The following is a 19,953-nucleotide window of genomic DNA, read 5'->3' as shown; positions in this document are numbered from 1 at the left end:
TGCGGCGTCGGGTTCATCTCGGGACCAGTCCTGCCGGGGCCGGAGCCGCCGGTCACCGTCGGAGACTCGGGCGGGTAGAGACGCATCCAAGTGTGAAGCAGGTCCACCTCCTGCGCGAACGGGAGCATCAGCACCGGGCACGAACCAGCCGGGCACGAACCAGCGTCAAAACGGCTTAGAGAGTGGCCTGCAGGGACTTGATCGGCATGCTCAGCTCGGCCAGCATCTTCAGGTCGGCCTCCGCGGAGCGGCCCAGCGTCGTCAGATAGTTTCCGACGATCATGGCGTTGATGCCACCGAGCATCCCCTGCACGTCGAGATCGCCCAGGGTGATCTCGCGTCCGCCGGAGTAGCGCAGGATCGTGCGCGGCATGGCGAGGCGGAACGCCGCGATCGCGCGCAGCGCGTCACGCGGCTCGACCAGCGGAAGATCCCCGAAGGGCGTTCCCGGCCGCGGGTTGAGGAAGTTCAGCGGAACCTCGTCGGGCTCCAGGGCCGCAAGCTGGGTGGCGAGCTCGGCACGCTGCTCGAGGCTCTCGCCGACGCCCAGAATGGCGCCGCAGCACAGCTCCATCCCCGCGGCCCGCACCATCTCACAGGTCTCCCACCGCTCCTCCCAACTGTGGGTGGTGACCAYGTTCGGGAAGTGCGAGCGGGCCGTCTCCAGATTGTGGTTGTAACGGTGCACACCCATCGCCGTGAGTTCGTCGACCTGCTCGGAGGTCAGCATGCCCAGCGAGCAGGCGACGTTGATGTCGACCGCCGCACGGATGGCGGCGACCCCCTCCCGCACCTGCGCCATGAGCCGGGCGTCCGGGCCCCGCACGGCCGCGACGATGCAGAACTCGGTGGCGCCTGTCGCCGCGGTCTGCCGGGCGGCGTCGACGAGCGAGGGCACGTCCAGCCAGGCGGACCGCACCGGCGAGTCGAACTTGCCGGACTGCGRGCAGAAGTGACAATCTTCCGGGCATCCGCCGGTCTTGAGGCTGACGATCCCCTCCACCTCGACCTCCGGACCACACCAGCGCATCCGCACCTCGTRGGCCAGGGCGAGCAGATCGGTCAGCGTCTCGTCCGGGAGCCGGAGCACGGCGAGCACGCCGGCCTCGTCCAGCCCCCGTCCGCCATCGAGGACCTCGCGCCGTGCCACGGTGAGGATGTCGGCACCGTCCTGGTCCGCCGGCGGCCGCTGCGACGCAGGTGCAGGTGCGGTGGGGTGCGCGGTCACGGACGTGGTCACGGATGCAGTCACAGGGGTCTCCAGACAAGGGTCGACGGGTGCGGTGGGTGCGTGGGTGCGTGGGTGCGGTGGGCATCGTGGTCGGGACTGATGCGCATGCACCCAGGTGCATGCGCATCCATTGTCGAACCGGCGCGCGGATGTGGGGCCGGATTCCCGAACACCATCGAGCCCCGAAGACTATCGAGCATGGTGGTTACGTCTCGTAGCGAGCTCTGAACTCCTGGGCACGGAACGTGCCGCCAAGTGCCGGTTGCAGCGAGGCACGCGCCACGGCCAGGAACTCGAGCCGGGCCAGCAGGCCGGCTCCCGCCGGAAGGACGCCGGCCAGCGGCCGGGCGGCCAGGCTTTCCAGGTCGATGAGGTTGCACCGGCAGGCCAGATCCGGTTCGGCCGGCCAGGACCCGACCACCACGCCGGCGAGGTCCAGGCCGCGGTGCGCCAGCGCCTCCAGGGTCAGCGCCGTGTCGTTCAGAGCGCCCAGGCCCGCGGCGGTCACGACGAGCACCGGCGCCCGCAGCACCCGGGCGAGGTCGGCGAGGGTGGCGCCGCCCGCGTCGTAGCGGACCAGCAGGCCGCCGGCGCCCTCGACGAGGACGAGATCGCGGCTGTCGGCGAGGGTGCCGATCCGGGCGGCGAGCTCGTCGAGGTCGACGGCCCGGTGCCCGGACCTGCGGGCGGCGGTGGCCGGAGCGAGCGGGTCGGGGTAGCGGGCCAGCTCGTGGACGTCGGTGATCCCGGTCAGATCGCGGACGAGGTCGACGTCACCCAACTCGCCGGGGCCGACACCGGTCTGGGCCGGTTTCACCACCGCGACCGCGTGGTGTCGGTCGTGCGCGAGCGCGCCGATCGCGGCCGTCACCACCGTCTTGCCGACCCCGGTGCCGGTCCCGGTCACCACCAGGGCTGTCATCGGGCCAGGGCTGTCATCGGGCCAGGGCTGTCATCGGGCCAGGGCTGTCATCGGGCCAGGACCCCGGCGGCGGCCAGCGCGTTGGTGACGATCGCGAGGTCGGCATCGGTGAGATCGGCCCGGGCGGCGAGGCGCAGCCGGCTGGTCCCGACCGGCACCGTCGGTGGCCGGAAGCAGCCGACGGCCACCCCGTGCCCGCGGCAGGTCGTCGCGGCCGCGATCGCGGGTTCGGGATCCCCAATGATCACTGAAACGACGGCCCCGGCGGGATCCGGCGCGCCGGTCAGGCCGGCGAGCTGACGGGCCCGGCGCCGGACGGTGCCGGGCAGCTCCGGGTGGGCCCCCAGAAACTCCAGGGCGGCCAGCGCGCTGCCCACGTTCGCCGGGGCGAGGCCGGTATCGAAGATGAAGCTGCGGGCGGTGTCGATGAGGTGATCGCGCACGGCCGCCTCGCCCAGCACCGCGCCGCCCTGGCCGCCCAGCGCCTTGGACAGGGTGGCCGTCGCCACCACGTCCGGCTCCCCGGCAAGGCCCGTGGCGGCGAGTGCCCCCCGACCGGCGGGCCCGACCACCCCGAGCGCATGGGCCTCGTCAACGACCAGGACCGCTCCGTGGGCCCGGGCGGCCTCGTGCAGTTCGGTCAGCGGGGCGAGATCGCCGTCCGCGGAGAACACCGACTCGGTCACGACGAGTGCCCGTCGCCAGGGGCGTCCGGCGAGGGCCGCCGCGACCGCGGCCACATCGGCATGCGGTGTCACGACGACGTCCGCCCGGGACAGCCGGCAGGCGTCCACGATCGAGGCGTGGTTCAGCGCGTCCGAGACGACCAGGTCGCCGGGGCCGGCCAGGGCGGTGACCACCGCGAGGTTCGCCGTGTAGCCGGAGGAGAAGACCAGGGCCGAGGCGAATCCGGCGTGCGCGGCGAGCGCGTTCTCCAGCTCCCCGTGCAACGTGGTCGTCCCGGTCATGAGCCGACTCCCGGTGGCCCCGGCACCCCAGGCGCGCAGGGCGCGGATCCCGCCGCCGACGACCGCCGGATGACGGCCGAGCCCGAGGTAGTCGTTGCCCGCGAGATCGACGAGCACGCTTGCGCCCGGTTTATCCGGGCCGCCCCGCGGGCGTAGCTCGCGGCGCAGCCCGGCGGCGGCCCGGGCCCGGGCGTGGTCCGTGAGCCAGGCGAGCGGCGCGGCAGCCTCGACGTCATCGACGGTCACGACGGCCAGCGTACGGGTATCGGCCACTGTGATGGGGTGCCCGCCACCTCACGAACCCGGCCGGTCTGGCAGTCTGCGAGCCGTGGGAACCCTCGCCGACATGCTGCGCGCGAGCACGGATCTCAGCGACGACGGCATCGACCACCTGCACGCGCTCGTCGCGGACTGGGCTCTGCTCGCCGACCTCTCCTTCGCTGATCTGTTGCTGCTCGTGCCTGTCCGCTCCGGCTCGGGGGCCAGCCGGGGCGGCCACGCCAGCGGAGCCGAATTCCTCGTCGTGGCCCAGGTCCGTCCCACCACCGGTCCGACCGCGTACCACAACGACGAGGTCGGCAGCGTCGTGATCAATCGCTGGGTGGTCCAGAACGCCTGGCGGGAACACCGGATCGCGCGGGAGGGCGAGCCCGAGTGGGACGGTGGGGTCCCGGTGCGGACGGAGGCGATCCCGGTCCGGCGGGGTGACGAGGTGATCGCCGTCCTTGCCCGGGACACCAACCTCGCGACCACCCGGACGCCGAGCGCGCTGGAGTCGGCTTATCTGCAGGGTGCCAACAACCTGGCCCTGATGATCGCCGAGGGCGCCTTTCCGTTCCGCGGCAGCTCGGCGGAGCTTCCCGAGTCCCCCCGGGTGGGCGACGGCATGATGCGGCTCGACGGCGCCGGGAAGGTGATCTTCGCGAGTCCGAACGCGCTCTCGGCGTACCGCCGGCTTGGCTACACCGGCAATGTCACGGGCGAGGACCTCCGCTCCGTGCACCGGGCGCTGAACCTGTCCGCCACGACCCCGGCGGTCTGGCACGCGCTCGGCCGGCGCCGGCCGGTGGAGGTGGAAGCCGCGGTCGGGAGCACGGTGGTACTTCTGCGGGCGATCCCGCTCTTCCCCGGGGCGACCCGGGAGGTRCTGGTGCTCGTCCGGGACGTCTCCGAACTGCGTCGCCGCGAGGCGCTGCTGCTGAGTAAGGACGCGACGATCCGTGAGATTCATCACAGGGTCAAGAACAATCTACAGACCGTAGCAGCCCTGCTGCGGTTGCAGATGCGGCGGACGAAGGTCGACGAGGCGCGCTCGGCGCTGCGGGAGTCGGTGCGCCGGGTCACCTCGATCGCGGTCGTGCACGAGACGCTGTCCCAGAGTTTGGGGGAGAGCGTGCCGTTCGACGAGATCGCCGACCAGATCACCTCGGTCACGGTGGATCTGGCCTCCACCGGGGCCCGGGCGAACACCCGCCGGACCGGGTCGTTCGGGCGGCTTCCCGGCGAACTCGCCACCCCGTTGGCTCTTGTGCTTTCCGAACTTCTGCAGAATGCTGTAGAACATGCGTTCGACGGTTCGGCGGGTTCCATCGAGATCCGGGTCAGCCGCCTGGCGGACCGGCTTGACGTKGTCGTGGCCGACGACGGTGCCGGGCTGCCCGAGGACTTCCAGCTCGAGCACTCGCCAAGGCTGGGGCTGCAGATCGTCCGCCAGCTGGTGCTGGGCGAGATGCACGGCACCATMCGGCTCCAGGCCGGTCCAGAGCACGGGACGGAGGCGCTCCTGTCGATCCCACTTTCTGAAAGTTGAGTGTTTAGGGTGCCCGGGAGGGGGTATCCCCCAGGATGTGTCCCTCGTCCATGGCCGTCGTGCCGATGTGGCGTGCTCGTGGGGGGCCGGATCGGGACCGTCCCGGGCGGTGGTTCGCCTGAGCGGGCCCGATCGCCGGAAGGTGTGGTCGGGGGCGGAAAACATTACGGCCGCCCCGTCCGCGTCGCGCCGCATTGCTGCGGCGGACGCGCGGACAGAACGGCCGATGCTGCTGCCAGCCACCCCTGTGCCGCGGTACGGGTTGTGGCATGACCTCATGCGGCGACCACTGCGGTCCGCCGGTGGATCCGGTGGTGCCGGTTCCGGCGGGCAGGGTCTGCCGCGAGCGGGTGTTGTTGTTCGGACCCGGGACGTGGTGCCGGTTCCTCGGGTGCTGTCGGCCYGCCGTCGGGGACGGTCCTGCGGTCAGGCGGTTCGAACCCGGAGTCGGACCTGGCGCTTGAGCGCCCGGCGTTCGTCCTCGCTCATCCCGCCCCAGACACCGGAGTCCTGCCCGGTGTCCAGTGCCCAGTTGAGGCAGTCACTCGTGACTGCGCACCGCGCGCAAACGGCCTTTGCCTCTTCGACCTGGCGTTCCGCCGGACCGGTTGTACCGATCGGGAAGAAGAGCTCGGGATCCTCGTCACGGCAGAGCGCTCTGTGGCGCCAGTCCATGCGTACAACTCCCTCTCTCGTCTCGGGCCACACTGCACATGAGACGCTTTGTGAGCCGCTACGGTTGTGCCGAGGTGAAAAATAAATTGAGCAGGATGTCTGCTYGGCCTCGACGGCGGCCGTAGAGCGGGTTGCCGGGTGTCGGTAAGCCCGGGTGCACGTGCATCCACCTCGGACATTCGCCACCCTCCCACCCGAACAGGCAGCGGCGCAAGAACCTGCAAGCCTCTTCACAGCCTGGCTGGCCTGCACTTGTCCGGCAAGGACACAGACGGACCACGGGGGGCGACCGTCTCCCTGGATGGCCGAAGTGCCACGGGAGTCCCGATTGCCAGGGGATGTTACGCTCCGTTGCATCGATCGTCACCGGTGCGGCCGGTGGGCGGCCCGGATCCTCGGCGATCAAGCCGCCGGTGTCATGCCAGTCGGTCATGGATCCGTTCTGTGGTGCCTGAGGGCTGCTCCGGCGCCGGTGCGCGCCGTCATCCCGGCCCGATCTGACCCGCTCGCGTCGCCGGAGATGGCAGGGTTGGGGCATGGAGGTTCTCGGTCATCGTGGCAGCAGGGTTCCCGGCCCGGAGAACACGGTCGAGGYGGTGGATGCCGCGTTGCGGGTGGGCGCCGACGGTGTCGAGGTCGACGTGCGGCGCAGCGCGGACGGCGACCTGGTCTGCGTGCACGACGCGCGGCTGTCCCGTCCCGCCGGCCGGGCCGTGGTCCGGCAGACCACGGTGGCGCTGCGGGCCCGGGGCATCCCTCTGCTCGATGAGATCCTCGACGTGTGGGATGGCCGCGGTCGGCTCATCTGTGAGATCAAGAACCAGCCCGGGCAGCCGGACTTCGACGCCCCCCGGGAGCAGACCGCGCGCCGGCTCGCCGAGACGCTGCGTGCCCGGGGATGGACCGGCCGCCGGCCGGACGCCGCCGACCTTGACGCCGGTGCCGGCGGCATCACGGTGTCGTCGTTCGACTGGTTTGCCATCGAGGCGGTGCGTGACGCCGACCTCGCGGTCACGACGGCGTTCCTCACCATGCCCCGGATGTCGGTGAGCGGCGRCCTCGCCTACGCACGGTCGGCGGGCCACACCGAACTGCATGTGCACACCAGCGCGGTGCTCGGCACCTCCGACGCGGCGGGACGGGCGCGCGAAGCCGGCATCCGGTTGATCACCTGGACGGTGACCAGTCTCGAGGACGCCCGGCGGATCCGCGACGCGGGCGTCACCGGGGCGATCTGCGACGACCCCATGGAGATCCACCAGGCGCTGTCCCGGCCGGACGGGACCCCCACCACGGCGCTCGACGCCTGAGCGGACACTCTCCTGGGCGGGCAGCCGTCAGGCGACGACGCGCAGCGCGTGCGGCTGGTGGGTCAGCAGCACCTCGGAGAACATCCCGAGATACTCGCCGTCCATCTGCACCGGCAGGGGCGTATCCGTGGAGAAGCGGATACGCGACGTGTTGTGGCGGCGCACCACGTTGCGACCGCGCGGACCCTCGCCGTCGGTGAGTATCCGCGAGGCGGCCCGCAGCACGCTGGGCAACCGTACCCGCCGCAGCGCGAGGAGGTCCAGACCGGTGTCGAAGGACGCGTCCGGGCAGGCGAGGACGGGACGGGAGTTGAGGTAGGTCCACGGGCGGGTGTTGCAGACGATGCAGAAGGCGATGTGCTCCTCGGCCCGCCCGCCCGCCGGGTCGGTGGTCCCGGGGGCGGGGGCCGAGCCGGCGTCGGCGGTCGTCAGGGTGATGGGCGAACCGCGGCGGTCGGTGCCGTGGAGGATCTGACCCGCCGCGGTCCGCAGGAACAGGCCGGCGGTGTTGCGCCTGCCCTTGCCACGCTTCTCCTCGACCCGCGCGACGACCCGGGCATCCAGGCCGATACCGAAACAGAACGTGAACCAGCGCCGTTCGTCGCCGTACTGAGCCCGGCCGAGGCTGATCCGCCGGGTGCGGCCCTCGCGGAGCGCGCTCAGCAGCTCGCCGGTCGCCTCCACCGGTGACGCGGAGTAGCCTAGCGCGCGAGCGAAGACGTTGGTGCTGCCACCCGGGACCACGGCGAACGCTGGGCCGCCCGGTACCGGACCGTTCTGGAGCAGTCCGTTGATGATCTCGTTGACGGTACCGTCCCCACCGAGCGCAAGCACCACGTCGACGCCGAGTTCGGCCGCTCTGGCCCCCAGCTCCACCCCGTGCCCCCGCCCCTTGGTGACCACAGTCTCCAGAGCGAGGTCCGCGGCGAGCGCGCTGGCGAGGACGTCACGAACACGTTCKGTCGTAGCAGTGGCGACGGGGTTGACGACCAACAGCCCTCGCATGCCTCCACCGTAGTCCGCCCGGTCATCCGGGTCGCCGGCTGGGAAAACTCTCACACCGGTGGAATCCGGCGGGCACCTCGCGAAGTGCGACGGGTGATGGCGCGGTGGACACCGTCCGGAGGGTCCCCGGGGGCACCGGTCGACGGCCCCGGGAACGCCGACGGCCCCGGGAACGTAGTGTCAGGGATATGGGATCCACGAGTCATCCCGATCAGCCGGCGGCCGGCCGCTTCGGCACGCTGCGGCAGGCTGCTCGCGCGGCGTCCGTGCCCACTCGGGTGGCGTCCGTCCTGCTCGCCATCGAGGCGCTGACCCTGCTGGCCCTCGGAATCCTGCAGGTGCTGCGCGGCTTCGGGCCGGACATCGACGACGTGGGTCGTGCCGAGAGCGGTGGGGTGCTCGCCATCGTCGGCGGGCTCGGTGTGGCGGTCCTCGCGGGGGGCGTGCTGCGCAACGGCGCATCCTTCCGCTCGCCCACCTTGGTCGTGCAGATCCTGTGCCTGCCGGTGGCGTGGGGGCTGGTGCAGTCCGGCCGCTACGGCTACGGCATCCCGCTGCTCGTCGTGCCCCTTGTCATCGTCGTCGCGTTGCTGCTGGCCGGTGGGCTCGGGCCGGTGGTCCCGCCTCGGCGCGGCGGCGGGACCGGGTGACGAATCCGCTCAGCCGTCCTCGAGCAGGCCGCGCCGCAGCTGGGCCAGGGTCCGGGCCAGGAGCCGGGAAACGTGCATCTGGGRGATGCCGAGCTCGGTCGCGATCTGGGACTGGGTCATGTTGCCGAAGAACCGCAGCAGCAGGATGCGCTTCTCCCGCGCAGGGAGCTTCTCCAACAGCGGCTTGAGGGACTCGCGGTACTCGACGCCCTCCAGGGACTCGTCCTGGACGCCGAGGGTGTCCGCGACGGCGGGCGCCTCGTCGTCGCCGGAGTCCGGCGCGTCGAGGGAGACCGCCGAGTAGGCGTTCGCCGACTCCAGCCCCTCGAGGACGTCATCTTCGCTCATCTGCAGATGCCGGGCGATCTCGCTCACCGTGGGGGAGCGGCCCAGCGTCTGGGAGAGCTCGGAGGTCGCCTTCGTCAGGGAGAGTTTGAGCTCCTGAAGGCGGCGGGGGACCCGGATGGCCCAGCCCTTGTCCCGGAAGTGCCGCTTGATCTCACCGACAATGGTCGGGGTGGCGTAGGTCGAGAACTCCACCCCACGTTCCGGATCGAACCGGTCCACCGATTTGATCAATCCGATGGTGGCCACCTGGACGAGGTCGTCGAGCGGCTCGCCCCGGTTACGGAAGCGGCGGGCGAGGTACTCCACCAGCGGTAGGTGCATCCGGACGAGCTGATCGCGGACGGCGGAGCGTTCGGGATCGTCCTCGGGTAGCTCGGCGAGGCGGACGAACAGCGTGCGGGCCAGGGCCCGGTCGGGCGAGTGCGCGCGCTCGGGCCGATCRCTCTCCCCGTCGATCGCCGGACCGTCCACCGCCGGGTTCGGTGGCGCCTGGGTCGTCACCTCGGGGCCGAGATCGCTGTCGATCCCCGGCTGGTCGTCGAGCCCGGATCCCCGTTGGCTCAACGCCGCTACCGGGTCCACCGTGGACACCGGGTCGCGATCGGCTACGTCATGATCGGCTACGTCGCGATCAGGTACCGTGCGCGGTGGGGTCGGCGTCCTCCCGGTCGACGTCACGACGTACCTACCGTGTCGCCCAGTGGAGTCTCTCTGGACGCGCCCGACCCTCGGACGTGGCCGGCCGGAGGCCCGCCGAGGTCGGCGCGCACGCCCCTGCGTTTCTGCAGGGCGATGCTCACCCGCGACCCTGGGCCCGTCGAGGTCTGCACGTCGCCCGCCAGCGCCTTGAGCACGGTCCAGGCGAAGGTGTCCTCGGAGGGCTGCTCGCCGTCCAGGCTCTCGACCGTCACCAGGACGTGCATCACCCCCGGCGAGAGGGTGAACGTGCAGTCCAGCGAGGAACCCGGCACGGCCGAGACGAGCAGCAGGGCGCACGCCTCGTCCACGGCGATCCGGAGATCCTCGATGTCGTCGAGAGTGAAGTCGAGGCGGGCCGCCAGCGAGGCCGTCGCCGTGCGCAGGACGGTGAGGTAGGCGCTCGCGGCGGGCAGGGTGAGCGCAACCACGTCGCGTAGGCCGCCCGAGTGGGCGGTTTGGCTGTCGATGGTGTCGGAGCTCTCCGCGCCGCCGGTCGAAGGCGTCGGATCCACGTTCCTACCCCCAAAGAGCCTGCGTCGCGCGAGGACGGCGCCTCGCGGGTGTCCTGCCGACCAAGGTCGATTAGATAATGATATTGTCGGCGGTTCCTCTCCCACCCGTCGACGGGTCGAGTATTCCGCTCCCGACCATGACGTCCCGCATGGGCGGACGGTTTCCGCTCCGTCGGCGGCCGGGCGGCGGCCACCGACTCCACCGTACCCAGCCGCCGCTGGGTACCGCAGGTCGGGTGATCGTAAGCTGTTGCATCCGGCCTGTCTGGCCGTCGTCGGCTTAGGCGGTCGTCGGCTTAGGCGGTCGTCGGCTTAGGCGGTCGTCGGCCGCGGCGCTGCCGGTCCCGACGCCGGCCAGGGTGGTGATGGCGTCGGCGTCCATGCGCCAGGTCGTCCAGCCCTCGATCGGCCCCGCGCCGAGGGAGCGGTAGAACGCCTGCGCCGGGGCGTTCCAGTCCAGTACGGCCCATTCCATGCGCCGGTAGCCGCGGTCGGCGCAGATCGTCGCGAGGGTGGTGAGCAGGGCCTGCCCGTAGCCACGGCGGCGGTGGTTCGGCCGGACGAACAGATCGACGAGGTACATCCCGGTCTGGCCGGTCCAGGTGGAGAAGGTCGGGTGCCAGAGCGCGAAGCCGACGACCTGTGGTGGGGCGGCGACCTGTGGTGGGGTGGGGTCGCCGGCAAGGTGGTCTGTGGTGGCCACCAGACAGTGCGCGGCTGGCACCGGTCCGAACAGGGCCGTGTCGAGATCGGCGGGCGTCATGGCGACGGCGGCCGGCTCCTTCTCGTACGCGGCGAGTTCGGTGACCAGGCGGTGGACGACCTCGACGTCTCCGGGGCCGGCCACCCGGATCACCGGATGTCCCCGGCGGCGCTCGCCGAGCGGAGCTCGGCGTACAGGGCCCGGCAGGCGCGATAGTCGGGCAGCAGGCCAGCCGCCTCCGCCTCCTTGAGCGACGGCGCCGCGGTGTCCTTGTCGGACAGCAACGGCGCGAGATCGTCGGGCCAGGGCAGCGCGAGATCGGGATCGAGTGGGTGGACCCCGTACTCGCGCCCGGGGGTATACGGAGTCGAGCACAGGTAGGAGATCGCGGCGTCGTCGGTGAGCGCCATGAAGGCATGCCCGAGACCCTCCGCGACGTACAGGCCCCGCCGGTCGACGTCGTCGAGGACGACCGCCGCGAACGTCCCGTAGGTCGGTGAGCCGACCCTGATGTCGACGACGCAGTCCAGCACCCGGCCGTGCACGCACGTCACGTACTTCGCCTGGCTGGGGGGGACCTGCGCGTAGTGCACCCCGCGCAGCGTGCCGGCCCGGYTCACGCTGTGGTTGGCCTGCGACAGGGTGAGCGGATGCCCCACCGCCTCGGCGAGAGCGTCCGAGCGGAACCACTCCAGGAAGGTCCCGCGGCTGTCGGAGTGCTGGCGCGGGGTGAACACCCAGGCGTCCGGAACCGATAGTTCGCTGATCTCCACGTGTGCGAAGGTACCGGTTCGGTCCCGCGCCTCCCAGGACGCCGGACCACGCGTCGGACCCGAGCCGGCCCCGGACTCCGGTCGTGACGGAGGGGCCGCGGCGAAGCAGGTGACAAATTCCACCCGTTTCTCCCGCTCCTTGGTGTCGGTTAACGAGGACATAGCGATGTCGTAACAACCGGACGCGGGCCATGGCGGAACCGAATTGAAGGCGATCCGGGCGCGTTGCACCTTCGCCCGCCAGGAGGCCGGCGAGCGACCAGRCCAGGTCGATATCCATGCTGACGATGGTTCTTCCGTCGGTGTCGACGAATTCGTTCAGCGCGTACGAACTGTCGGTCGCYATACCGTCAGAACTGTTGGTCGTCACACCGTCGGAGTGCCCTTGTCGTGCACCTCCTTGGGCAGCTGACCAGGGACGGAGCCGTCGACGGAGGATGCCGGAGATCGCCGTCGCCGKGGCACCGGAGCCGTCGTTCCGGTCACCGACGGAAATCATCAGGAGTGCTACCGTCATTGCCGGAATGGGCATCGCCCGAGTACGACGGAAAGCATCGCTGTGCACGGATTACCTTTTGGGCCCGGGCGGGCGTGTCGGTGGGTTGCCGGTAGCCGGGGGAGACCCCCGCTTCTGATCACGTGATGCTTCCCTCGGGCGTCGGCATCCTCTCCGTGGCGGTATGTTTCGTTTCCGTTGCCGATACGTTCGTTGTCGGTTCGCCGTCGGCGAAGCGCCGTCGGGAGCAGGGGCGGCCGCGCGTGCCATATTGGAAGCAACCCCGGGCGACACCCGGTCGATCGCCCGCCTTACACGATGAGGCGGTACCGCTCAGGCTTGTTCTTCCGCGAAACACGCACCGCACGGGAGTATGAGTACGTTGTAGCCGCAGCCCAGGTGAGACCGCGATCGTCGCGGGGTCCGCCGGCGGCTCGTTCGAGGAGCAACCTCCGTGACCGCAACCACTGACCAGCCGACTCTCGGTTCCACCACGTCGGACTTCGCCGGGCTCAGCCCGCGGCCGTCCGACGACGATCCCGCGTTCGCCCTGCACCGCGGAGGAAAGATCAACATCAACGCTACCGCTCCATTGAACAGTCGKGAAGACCTGTCCCTGGCCTATACGCCCGGAGTCGCGCGGGTGTGTACCGCCATCGCCGGGACTCCGGCCCTTGCCGACGACTACACCTGGCGGTCTAACACCGTTGCCGTGGTCACGGATGGGACGGCCGTGCTCGGCCTCGGTGACATCGGCCCCGCGGCCTCCCTGCCGGTGATGGAGGGCAAGGCCGCGTTGTTCAAGCGCTTCGGTGGTGTGGACGCGGTGCCACTGGCCCTTGCCTGCACGGACGTCGAGGAGATCGTCGACACCGTCGCGCGCCTCGCTCCGAGCTTCGGCGGGATCAACCTCGAGGACATCTCGGCACCGCGCTGCTTCGCCATCGAGCGCCTCCTGCAGGACCGCGTCGACATCCCGGTCTTCYACGACGACCAGCACGGAACGGCCATCGTCGCGCTGGCCGCGCTGGAGAATGCGGCGAAGCTCACCGGACGCACCCTCGGTGATCTGCGTGCCGTGGTGTCCGGCGCGGGCGCTGCCGGCGCCGCCGTGGCCCGCATCCTGCTGGCCGCCGGCATCGGGGACATCGCGGTTGGCGACAGCCGCGGCATCCTCTACGCCGGTCGGGACAACCTCACCCCGAGCAAGGCCGCGCTCGCCGCCGAGACCAACCGTGCCGGCCTGGCCGGGTCCATCACCGACGCGCTCGCCGGCGCCGATGTCTTCCTCGGGCTGTCCGCCGGGCAGGTCCCGGAGGAGGCGGTCGCCACCATGGCGCCGGAGGCGATCATTTTCGCGATGGCCAACCCCGATCCCGAGATCGACCCGGCGGTCGCCCACAAGTACGCGCGGATCGTGGCGACCGGTCGCAGCGACTACCCGAACCAGATCAACAACGTCCTCGCCTTCCCCGGAATCTTCCGGGGAGCGCTCGATGTCCGGGCCAGCCGCGTGACGGAGGGCATGAAGCTCGCCGCCGCGAGGGCGCTCGCCGCGGTGATCGCGGACGAGCTGGCCGAGGATCTCATCATCCCGAGCGTGTTCGACGACCGGGTCGCCCCGGCCGTCGCCGCGGCGACGGCCGCGGCCGCGCGGGCGGACGGGGTGGCCCGCCGCTGACGAGGGCCGGCTGATCGCCGTCGTGCCAGCCAAGGCGTCCAGGGATCCCGGTGCACCTTCTCCGGGGTCCCTGGACGCCTCCACGGGGCCCGTGCCACGCGGGGTCCCCCCCCTTGACGGTCGAGTCCCCCGAGTCCCGCTACGGGTCCTGAGCCGCGTTCCCGGGCCGTTCGCGAGCCCGCGTGGTCTCAGCCCGCGTGGGTCTCAGACCCGGCCGCATCCCGGGCAGGGCCGGTTCTCCACCGCCTCCGCGAGCGGGCGCAGGGTCCCACATCCCTTGTAAGAGCAGCACACGAAGTCGGCGGGAGCCACCGTGATGACCGGTATGCCGTCCACGATGACCGTCGCGGGTGCCTCCGGGACGGGCGCGGGGTGTCGGCGGCGCCAGCCCAGCCGCCGGCTCGACCCGTTTCTGCGTGGCGAGTCGGGCATGTCCTCGTGGGTCACCACGGCCTGTTTACCATTGGGTGTCCACCCTTGTTGTTCCCACGGTGTCGAGTTCAGCACACCGGCCTGGCAGGCGCGGTTGCCGGCCCGGATGGTCCCCTTCGTCCGTGRCGTCGCCTGTCGGTTGTCCTGAGTGGATCCGCGCCGGTCGGCCTCGCTCGCGTCTGCACGCCAGTAGCCGTAGGTTCGAAGGGTGCTAGCCGCCGCCGCCATGTCCCTCCACCCCGATTCCCCGCTCGACGGCCTGGCCATCGGGGAGCAGCCCGAACCCGCGCCGCTCGACGGGTGGGTCACCGTCACGGTGCGGGCCGCCTCGCTCAACCATCACGACCTGTTCAGCCTGCGTGGAGTGGGCCTGCCGGCGGATCGGCTCCCGATGATCCTCGGCTGTGACGCCGCCGGGGTGACCCCCGACGGGCAGGAGGTCATCGTCCACAGCGTGATCGGTGATCCGGCAGCGGGCGGGGGGGACGAGACGCTGGACCCGAAGCGGACCCTGCTGTCCGAGCTGTACCCGGGAACCCTTGCCGAGCGGGTCRCCGTGCCGCGGCGCAACCTGATCCCGAAGCCCGCAGGGTTGTCGTGGGAGGAGGCCGCCTGCCTGCCGACCGCCTGGCTCACCGCCTACCGGATGGTCGTCTCCCGGGCGGGGCTGYCCGCCGGGGGCGGCGGCACCGTGCTCATCCAGGGAGCCGGTGGGGGGGTGGCCACCGCGGCGCTGCTGATCGCCAAGGCCGCCGGGCACACCGTTTTCGTGACCTCGCGGGACGAGACCAAGCGGAAGCGGGCGGCCGCCCTCGGCGCCGACGAGGTTCTCGAACCCGGTGCCCGGCTGCCGCGCCGGGTCGACGCGGTCATCGAGACCGTCGGCGCCGCCACCTGGGGTCACTCGGTGAAGGCAGTGCGCCCCGGCGGGCGCATCGTGGTCTCGGGCGCCACCAGTGGTCCGAACCCGCCGGCGGACCTCACCCGGATCTTCTTTCTCCAGCTGTCGGTGATCGGTTCCACCATGGGGAGCCGGGACGAGCTAGTCGATCTCGTTGCATTCGTGGAACGGACCGGGGTGCGGCCGCTGATCCACGAGGTGCGCCCGTTGGCCGATGCCCGGGCCGCCTTCGAGCAGCTGCTCGGCGGTGAGTTCTTCGGCAAGTTGATACTCCGCCCCCCCGCCTAGCCCCTTCGTCGTGGTGCGGGGACTCCTGGCTCGGGGCTGGGCGGGCTAGAGATCCGGGTCCTCCTCGGGGCGGGCCAGCCAGGTGGCGAGCCGGTCGATCGCGTCCTCGAAGTCGGGATACAGGTCCACGAAGAYGCGCAGCGAGTCGGCAAGACCCTCGTAGGTCAGGCTCTCCGGGCCGCGCCGCGCGGCGAGTTCCTCGATCCCCCGGTCGGTGAAGTACATCGCTGCCCCCTGTCTGGCGAGCGGATGTCTGGCGAGCCGGACCGGCCGCCGCACGCCGGTGGCGCTGCCGGGCACGGCGGCCCGGGAACACCACCGGTGCGGCGGGACGGTCCTCGGATCGGGCGACGCTCCGCCGGCCGCGTGCTCAGTTCTCGAACGCCGCCTCGACCAGGGCCTGCTGCTCGCGCTCGTGCACCTTCGACGACCCCGAGGCCGGGGCCGCGGCGGCGCGCCGGGAGATGCGACGCAGCCGGATGTCGCCGGGCAGGAACTCGGTCAGGTTGAGGGCCATGTGCGGGTAGGCGCCCTGGTTCGCCGGCTCCTCCTGGAGCCAGACGATGTCCGTCACGTTCGGGTAACGCTCCAGGACCTGCGCGAGCTCCGGCCCGGGCGTCGGGTAGAGCTGTTCGACGCGCAACAGGGCGAATCGCTCGGCGTCGTCGTGCTTCCCCCGGGCGGCGGCGAGATCGTAGTAGACCTTGCCCGCCGTGAGCAGTATCCGGCGCACGGCCGACGGGTCCGTGACGGACCCGTCGTCGATCACCGGCTGCCAGCCGCCGCCGGTCAGCTCGGCCACGGTGGACGTTGCGGCCTTCAGCCGCAGCATCGACTTGGGGGTGAAGACCACCAGCGGACGCCGGACCGGCGAGAGGGCCTGCCGGCGCAGCAGGTGGAAGTAGCTGGCGGGGGACGAGGGTGCGGAGACCGTCATGTTGTTGTCCGCGCACAGCGACAAGAAGCGCTCGATGCGGGCGGAGGAGTGGTCGGGACCCTGACCCTCGTAGCCGTGCGGCAGCAGCAGGGTGACCGCCGACCGCTGGCCCCACTTGGCCTCACCGGCGGTGATGAACTCGTCAATGATCGACTGGGCGCCGTTGGCGAAGTCGCCGAACTGCGCCTCCCAGAGCACCAGCATGTCCGGCCGGGCGACCGCGTAGCCGTACTCGAAGCCCATCGCCGCGAACTCGCTCAACAGCGAGTCGTAGACGTAGAAGGTGCCGACACCGTCGTTCACGATGGTGCCGTCGAGGCCGTGGCGCAGGGTCCGCAGCGGGGTGTGGTCCGCGGCGCTGTGCCGGTCGACCAGCACGGCGTGCCGCTGGCCGAAGGTGCCCCGCCGGCTGTCCTGACCGGTCAGCCGCACCGAGCGGCCGTCGAGCAGGAGCGTTCCGAAGGCCAGGGTCTCCGCCAGCGCCCAGTCGATCAAGCCGGTCTCCACCATCTGGGCCCGCCGCTCGACCTGGGGACGCAGCCGTGGATGGACGGTGAAGCCCTCCGGCAGGTTGACCTGGGTCTCGATGACCTTCTTCACGRCCTCGTCGGACACGGCGGTGCTGACCGCGGCCGCCGCGGCGGCCTCCTCCGGGGTGGTGATGATGCGTGGCTGCGGCGACGAGCTCGCCGGGGTGGTGTCCCGGGTCTGCGCGAAGGCCTTCTCGAGCTCCGCGCGGTAGCTCTTCATCGCTTGCTCGGCCTCCTCGCGGGTGATGTCCCCGCGGCCGATCAGCGCCTCGGTGTAGAGCTTGCGCACCGAACGCTTGCTGGCGATGGTGTCGTACATCAACGGCTGGGTGAACGAGGGCTCGTCCATCTCGTTGTGCCCGCGCCGCCGGTAGCAGACCAGATCGATGACGACGTCCTTGTGGAACGCCTGGCGGTACTCGAACGCCAGCGCCGCAACCCGGACACACGCCTCCGGGTCGTCCCCGTTCACGTGGAAGATCGGTGCCTGGACCATCCGGGCGACGTCGGTGGCGTACACCGACGACCGGCCGGAGTCCGGCGAGGTGGTGAATCCGACCTGGTTGTTGATGACCAGGTGCACGGTGCCACCGGTGCGGTATCCCCGCAGCTGGGACAGGTTGAGGGTCTCGGCGACGACCCCCTGCCCGGCGAACGCGGCATCGCCGTGGACGAGTACCGGCAGAACGGTGAAACCCGCCGAGCCCTTGTMCAGAATGTCCTGCTTGGCGCGGACGACGCCCTCGGTGACCGGGTCGACCGCCTCGAGGTGCGACGGGTTCGCGACCACCGAAACCGGTACCGTGCGGCCGTCCTGGCCGGTGTAGACGCCCTCGGCGCCGAGGTGGTACTTCACGTCGCCGGAGCCGTGCGCCGTCTGCGGGTCGAGGTAGCCCTCGAACTCGGCGAAGATCTGCCGGTAGGACTTGCCGACGATGTTGGCGAGCACGTTCAGCCGGCCGCGATGGGCCATGCCGATGACGACCTCGTCCATCCCCGCGCCGGCGGCACGCGAGAGAACCTCGTCGAGGGCGGGGATCGTCGACTCGGCGCCCTCGAGGGAGAACCGGCGCTGGCCGACGTACTTGGTCTGCAGGAAAGATTCGAACGCCTCCGCGGCCCCGAGCCGCTCCAGCACGTGCAGCTGCTCGGCCGGGTCCGGCCGCTCCGCGGCCCGCTCGACCCGGGCCTGGATCCAGGCACGCTCATCCGGTTCCTGGATGTGCATGTACTCGATGCCGACCCGACGGCAGTACGAGTCGCGCAGGACCCCCAGGACGTCGCGCAGGGACATCGTCCGGTGCCCGGCGAAGCCGCCGACGGCGAACTCGCGGTCGAGGTCCCACAGGGTCAGCCCGTGGCTGATGATGTCGAGGTCGGGATGGCTGCGGATGGYGAACTCGAGCGGGTTCGTGTCCGCCATGAGGTGGCCGCGCACCCGGTAGGCGTGGATCAGTTCCAGCACCCGGGCGTTGTGGTCGAGGTCGCCCTCGTGCACGACCGGCATGTCGGCGACCCAGCGCACGGGCTCGTAGGGCACCCGCAGCGACTGGAAGATCTCGTCGTAGAAGCCCTCCTCGCCGAGGAGCAGCTGATGCATCCGGCGCAGGTACTCACCCGACTGGGCGCCCTGGATGATGCGGTGGTCGTAGGTGCTGGTCAGAGTGATGATCTTGGAGATCGCGAGCTTCGCCAGGGTGTTCGCCGACGCGCCGGAGAACTCGGCCGGGTACTCCATCGCCCCGACGCCGATGATCGTGCCCTGGCCCTCCATCAGGCGGGGCACCGAGTGCACGGTGCCGATGCCGCCGGGGTTGGTCAGGCTGATGGTGACGCCGGTGAAGTCGTCGGTGGTCAGCTTGTTCGTCCGGGCCCGGCGCACGAGGTCCTCGTAGGCCTGCCAGAACTGGGTGAAGTCCAGCGTCTCGGCCTTCTTGACGGCGRCGACAACGAGCTGGCGGCCCTTCGGGGTCACCAGGTCGATGGCGAGGCCCAGGTTGATGTGCTCCGGCTGGACGACGGCCGGCTTGCCGCCCACCTCCGTGTAGGAGGCGTTCATGACGGGATGCGCGGCCAGCGCCTTGACCATCGCGTAGCCGATGATGTGCGTGAAGGACACCTTGCCGCCGCTGGAGCGGGCCAGGTGCCGGTTGATCACGATGCGGTTGTCCGCGAGCAGCTTGGCCGGCACCGCCCGCACCGAGGTCGCCGTCGGGATGTGCAGCGAGGTCTCCATGTTGCTGACCACGCGGGCGGCGGCGCCGCGCAGCGGCGTGGCCGCCTCCGGAGCCTGCCTGTCGGCGGGTGCCGCCTGCTTCGGGGGCCCGGCGGGCTGTGCCGACGCCGGGACCGGCGCGGCCGGAGTAGACGGCGCGGCCGTGCTCGGCTTCACCGGAACAGGCGTAGTGTGGAAGACCTCACCATCCGGCGAAACCTCCCCGTTAGGTGCCGCCGTGGCGGCCTGCCCGGCGCCGCCCGCGGCGGCGGGCGGCGCGCCGGGGTGGTAATCGGAGAGGAACTCGCGCCACTCCGGCGACACGCTCTGCGGATCTTCGAGAAACTGTTGGTAGATCTCGAAGACCAGCCATTCGTTGGGTCCGAAGTCAGGTCCTGACGCAGGTACCGTCGGTGCTGTCACGGGGCCATTCGCCTCTATCCACGGTCTCGCTTCTCGGCCTCCGATAAGGCCCTTCCGCCACCGTCTGCCTATCCTACCCGCTCTGGGCATCCCGGCCTGGCCCGTCCATGATCGGTTACGAGTAGATTGCTCGGCGTGTTCTCCGGGATGGGCGGACCGGCGCCGGGAACGTCCGGTAGCTACAGCCAATCAGGGCGAGAGCGAGATCGTTCCATCGTTCACCGCGCGGTGGGGATACTCCCGGGCGGGCCGTCGGTTATGCTTCGGTGACGCCGGCCCGCATCATGGCCCCCGGACCCAATAAATGTCGCTTCGAGCGACCTACGCCCGTGAGGCGACCTGGCGGGCCGGCGTCTGCCTCCTGATGTTTCTGCTCCTCGGTGTCTTTTCTCCCTTGGTGTCGTTGTCTCTTGGTGTCGTTGTCCCTTGGTGTCGTTGTCCCTT

At 70.8% G+C, this 19,953-nt stretch carries 17 protein-coding genes; 5 read left to right on the top strand and 12 right to left on the bottom strand.

The window, feature by feature from the left end; all coding sequences use genetic code 11:
* Positions 1-175: 175 nt before the first annotated feature.
* From bioB to CcI156_RS19720, 3 genes are all read right to left on the bottom strand, one after another.
* A complete protein-coding gene (gene bioB, locus CcI156_RS19730) occupies positions 176-1,240 on the bottom strand; it encodes a biotin synthase BioB (RefSeq protein WP_371681827.1) in 1,065 nt (354 codons plus the stop codon).
* Positions 1,241-1,436: 196 nt separating this feature from the next.
* Positions 1,437-2,153, bottom strand: a complete 717-nt coding sequence (gene bioD / locus CcI156_RS19725) for a dethiobiotin synthase (protein ID WP_011438137.1) — start codon at positions 2,151-2,153, stop codon at positions 1,437-1,439.
* Positions 2,154-2,200: 47 nt separating this feature from the next.
* Positions 2,201-3,367, bottom strand: a complete 1,167-nt coding sequence (locus tag CcI156_RS19720; protein WP_035729930.1) for an 8-amino-7-oxononanoate synthase — start codon at positions 3,365-3,367, stop codon at positions 2,201-2,203.
* A gap of 100 nt (positions 3,368-3,467) precedes the next feature.
* On the opposite strand from CcI156_RS19720, the gene CcI156_RS19715 reads away from it, so the two are divergent.
* Positions 3,468-4,931 (top strand): sensor histidine kinase, encoded by a 1,464-nt coding sequence (locus tag CcI156_RS19715; protein ID WP_173645812.1) that lies wholly within the window; start codon positions 3,468-3,470, stop codon positions 4,929-4,931.
* A 426-nt stretch (positions 4,932-5,357) separates the two neighbouring features.
* Here the strand turns inward: CcI156_RS19715 and CcI156_RS19710 are convergent, their stop codons facing one another.
* Positions 5,358-5,606, bottom strand: a complete 249-nt coding sequence (locus tag CcI156_RS19710; RefSeq protein WP_011438134.1) for a WhiB family transcriptional regulator — start codon at positions 5,604-5,606, stop codon at positions 5,358-5,360.
* 536 nt (positions 5,607-6,142) lie between these two features.
* Between CcI156_RS19710 and CcI156_RS19705 the strand changes: the two genes are divergently transcribed.
* The gene (locus CcI156_RS19705) at positions 6,143-6,916 is read left to right on the top strand and encodes a glycerophosphodiester phosphodiesterase (RefSeq protein WP_076807452.1); all 774 of its coding nucleotides are present in this window, start codon (positions 6,143-6,145) and stop codon (positions 6,914-6,916) included.
* Between the two features lie 27 nt (positions 6,917-6,943).
* On the opposite strand, the gene CcI156_RS19700 is transcribed toward CcI156_RS19705, so the two are convergent.
* Positions 6,944-7,921 carry a diacylglycerol kinase family protein gene (locus CcI156_RS19700; protein WP_011438132.1) on the bottom strand — a complete coding sequence of 326 codons (978 nt, stop codon included), beginning with the start codon at positions 7,919-7,921 and terminating at the stop codon, positions 6,944-6,946.
* Positions 7,922-8,109: 188 nt separating this feature from the next.
* Between CcI156_RS19700 and CcI156_RS19695 the strand changes: the two genes are divergently transcribed.
* On the top strand, positions 8,110-8,571 hold the full coding sequence (locus CcI156_RS19695) for a hypothetical protein (protein ID WP_023841776.1): 462 nt from the start codon (positions 8,110-8,112) through the stop codon (positions 8,569-8,571).
* 9 nt (positions 8,572-8,580) lie between these two features.
* On the opposite strand, the gene CcI156_RS19690 is transcribed toward CcI156_RS19695, so the two are convergent.
* The 4 genes from CcI156_RS19690 to CcI156_RS19675 form a co-directional block, all read right to left on the bottom strand.
* Complete coding sequence (locus CcI156_RS19690) at positions 8,581-9,597, bottom strand: SigB/SigF/SigG family RNA polymerase sigma factor (RefSeq protein ID WP_076807450.1); 1,017 nt, start codon at positions 9,595-9,597, stop codon at positions 8,581-8,583.
* Positions 9,594-10,130 (bottom strand): anti-sigma factor, encoded by a 537-nt coding sequence (locus CcI156_RS19685; RefSeq protein WP_011438129.1) that lies wholly within the window; start codon positions 10,128-10,130, stop codon positions 9,594-9,596. Before CcI156_RS19685 ends, CcI156_RS19690 begins: the two co-directional genes overlap by 4 nt.
* Positions 10,131-10,410: 280 nt before the next feature.
* Positions 10,411-10,986, bottom strand: a complete 576-nt coding sequence (locus tag CcI156_RS19680; protein WP_011438128.1) for a GNAT family N-acetyltransferase — start codon at positions 10,984-10,986, stop codon at positions 10,411-10,413.
* Positions 10,983-11,606: a dTDP-4-dehydrorhamnose 3,5-epimerase family protein gene (locus tag CcI156_RS19675; protein WP_076807460.1), complete on the bottom strand. Its 624-nt coding sequence runs from the start codon at positions 11,604-11,606 to the stop codon at positions 10,983-10,985. The genes CcI156_RS19680 and CcI156_RS19675 overlap by 4 nt, the downstream gene beginning before the upstream one ends.
* A 950-nt stretch (positions 11,607-12,556) precedes the next feature.
* Here CcI156_RS19675 and CcI156_RS19670 point away from each other — a divergent pair.
* Positions 12,557-13,783: an NADP-dependent malic enzyme gene (locus CcI156_RS19670; RefSeq protein WP_076807447.1), complete on the top strand. Its 1,227-nt coding sequence runs from the start codon at positions 12,557-12,559 to the stop codon at positions 13,781-13,783.
* 204 nt (positions 13,784-13,987) lie between these two features.
* Here CcI156_RS19670 and CcI156_RS19665 read toward each other — a convergent pair whose 3' ends face one another.
* Positions 13,988-14,233 carry a hypothetical protein gene (locus tag CcI156_RS19665; protein ID WP_035729776.1) on the bottom strand — a complete coding sequence of 82 codons (246 nt, stop codon included), beginning with the start codon at positions 14,231-14,233 and terminating at the stop codon, positions 13,988-13,990.
* A gap of 190 nt (positions 14,234-14,423) precedes the next feature.
* Between CcI156_RS19665 and CcI156_RS19660 the strand changes: the two genes are divergently transcribed.
* Positions 14,424-15,404 carry a zinc-binding dehydrogenase gene (locus tag CcI156_RS19660; RefSeq protein WP_076807445.1) on the top strand — a complete coding sequence of 327 codons (981 nt, stop codon included), beginning with the start codon at positions 14,424-14,426 and terminating at the stop codon, positions 15,402-15,404.
* 45 nt (positions 15,405-15,449) lie between these two features.
* Here CcI156_RS19660 and CcI156_RS19655 read toward each other — a convergent pair whose 3' ends face one another.
* Positions 15,450-15,629 carry a DUF6104 family protein gene (locus CcI156_RS19655; RefSeq protein WP_076807458.1) on the bottom strand — a complete coding sequence of 60 codons (180 nt, stop codon included), beginning with the start codon at positions 15,627-15,629 and terminating at the stop codon, positions 15,450-15,452.
* 145 nt (positions 15,630-15,774) lie between these two features.
* Positions 15,775-19,509, bottom strand: a complete 3,735-nt coding sequence (locus tag CcI156_RS19650) for a multifunctional oxoglutarate decarboxylase/oxoglutarate dehydrogenase thiamine pyrophosphate-binding subunit/dihydrolipoyllysine-residue succinyltransferase subunit (protein WP_076807443.1) — start codon at positions 19,507-19,509, stop codon at positions 15,775-15,777.
* Positions 19,510-19,953 lie beyond the last annotated feature (444 nt).

The organism is Frankia sp. CcI156 (assembly GCF_001983015.1).
Classification (GTDB): domain Bacteria; phylum Actinomycetota; class Actinomycetes; order Frankiales; family Frankiaceae; genus Frankia; species Frankia casuarinae.
This window is presented reverse-complemented; position numbering and strand designations above follow the sequence as displayed.